We start from the raw sequence: 2,262 nt of genomic DNA on the forward strand, positions 1-2,262 counted from the left end.
TCAGCTCGATCTGGCGCACCTCAAGCGCCAAACGCTCAGCCCCGTCTACCAGCAAGGGGCCGAGAAGGCATACACCGACCTGAGCGCGCAGTTCGACAAGACGGTCACGCCGCAGATGATGCCCAAGCTGTTGCCGATCATTTCGGCGCCGGCGAGCCCCGCGCGCACGCAGGCGTTGCAGCAGGCGATTCAAGACCCGCAGATGAAAGCGGCGCTCGATTTGATGGTTCGTACGGGGCAACTCCGATGAGCGCGATCGACGACTTCCTTGCGACTCAGCCGGCAGCCGCCGCCTCGAGCGCCGCGCCCGCGAGTGGCCCGCAAGACGTTAGTGCGCTGCTCGCCCGCGACGCCACGAATCAAGCCGTTCCGCCCGCGCTGCGCGCGCCGCAAGTCCAGGGTTTTCAGCCGGGAATGCTCGCATCTCTCGGCGCCGGCCTCGGCCATGGATTCGGCTCGACGGTGCTCGTCGCACAGCAGCTACTCGGCCGCGGGCTGACCGCGCTCGGCTCCGATCATGTCGGACCGTGGCTCACGCAGGACGCGCAGCATGGCATCGCGAACCTCGACGCGCAATACGCGCCGTACTCGGGCGCTCATCCGATCGCGGCCGGCGCGGGCAATATCGGCGGCCAGATCGCGGGCACGGCACCCACGATGATGATTGGCCCGGAGTATGCCGGCCTGTCTCTTGCCGGAAAGCTGGGTCTGGGCGCTGCCCAGGGCGCGGCCGGCGCCGCGATGATGCCGGTGCAGAACCCGGGCGATAACTACTGGACGCAGAAGGCCGAGCAGGCTGGTCTGGGCGGCCTGATGGGCGGTGCAACGCCGCTCGTTGCCGCCGGCGCGCGTGCGGCCGGCCAGGGGCTCTGGAACGCGGTGCGACCCGTCGTGCAGCCGACTCGATACGTCGGCGAGGGTCTGGCAAACGCCATGGATCAGGCCGAAGCGGCGCAGGCGGCGGCCAATATCCGCGGCGCGCAGCAGTTCGTGCCCGGATCAATGCCCACGACGGCGCAGGTCGCGCAAACACCGGTCATGGTGCAGACCGAGAAGGCGGCCGGCAACCTGCCGGGGTTCAAGACGGCGATGGCGCAACGCGCGATCGACAACAACGATGCGCGCTGGCAGGCGTTGATGGGCGTAGCGCAGACGCCGCAGGCGTTGCAGGCGGCGCAGGACGCACGCGAAGCACTCACGACGCCGCTATATCAGCAGGCGGCGACGCAGACGGCTGGCGTGGGGCCGGGATTCATGAAACTCGCGCAACGGCCCGCTATGCAGCAGGCCATGCAGCAGGCCGATCAGCTCGCGGCCAATCGCGGAGAAACCCTTGTCTGGCCGCAGGTAGGTCCTACCGGAACGCTCTACAAGTCCCCGAGCAAAGACATCAGCGGCCGCGCGCTCGACTACACGAATCAGGCGCTTGGCGACATGATCGGAGCGGCTAAGGCCTCTGGCAACAAGTCGCTCGCCGCGGGGCTTGCTGACGCGCAGTCACAACTTCAGGGATGGACGCAGCGGTTCATTCCGGCACAGCGTCAGGCTTCCCAAGCGTATGCGCAAGCGAGCGTGCCGATCAATACGATGGAGGCTGGGCAGGCCATTGCGAATGGCCTAGGCACGCGCTCGATGAACGCGGGCGGGGCGCCGGAGATTCAACTGATGCCGTATCGCTCGGCGCTCACCAGCGCCATGAAGAATGCGCCGTACGGCATCGACGCCAATGCGTTGAACACGCTTCAGGGAATCGGCCAAGACTTGCAGCGCGCGACGGTATCGAACTCGATCCGCTCGCCGGGCAGCGATACCGCATACAACTTGGCGGCCAATGGCTGGCTTGCGCGGCAGCTTTATGGGCCGACGTTTGGTGGTGCGGGGGGGCTTGGGCGCGCCATAGCGGGGATTGGGCCGGCAGTAGCCGGACATCCTTGGGCGGGGCTCGCTGCTGCAGGCGGAATAGGAAAAATCGGCCAGATGGTCGGCAACCGCCTGCAGGACCGCCTAACGGGCCTTCTGATGGATCCGAATGCTGCGCTGCCGTTCCTCGATGCTCGTGCTGCCGCGGCGGCGCAGTCGGTTCCAGGCCCGCTTATGCAAGGGCTCTTGAATTACGGGCGTCCAGCCGCCGTGAACGGGCTTCTTGGCGGCCTCAACAATCCCGGCAACAAATGAGACGACTGCCACGATCGCGAGCTTTACGAGCCCGAACACCAGCACGTCATGCATTGAAATCCTCCGACCCGGCCGCGCGCCGGGTTT

The 2,262-nt window shown here is 66.8% G+C and carries 2 protein-coding genes; both read left to right on the forward strand.

Features of this window, described 5'->3' with window-relative positions; all coding sequences use genetic code 11:
* The coding region (locus ACTHL0_RS14110; protein ID WP_440567370.1) for a hypothetical protein at positions 1 to 250 on the forward strand (250 nt) is incomplete at its 5' end.
* Positions 247 to 2,175, forward strand: a complete 1,929-nt coding sequence (locus ACTHL0_RS14115; protein ID WP_440567371.1) for a hypothetical protein — start codon at positions 247 to 249, stop codon at positions 2,173 to 2,175. The genes ACTHL0_RS14110 and ACTHL0_RS14115, both read left to right, overlap by 4 nt.
* Positions 2,176 to 2,262 lie beyond the last annotated feature (87 nt).

Source organism: Trinickia sp., from assembly GCF_051961175.1.
Taxonomy (GTDB): domain Bacteria; phylum Pseudomonadota; class Gammaproteobacteria; order Burkholderiales; family Burkholderiaceae; genus Trinickia.

Bases quoted from the DNA above. Each gene is read 5' to 3' on its own strand.
- ACTHL0_RS14115 (WP_440567371.1), top strand. From the start codon at position 247: ATGAGCGCGATCGACGACTTCCTTGCGACTCAGCCGGCAGCCGCCGCC.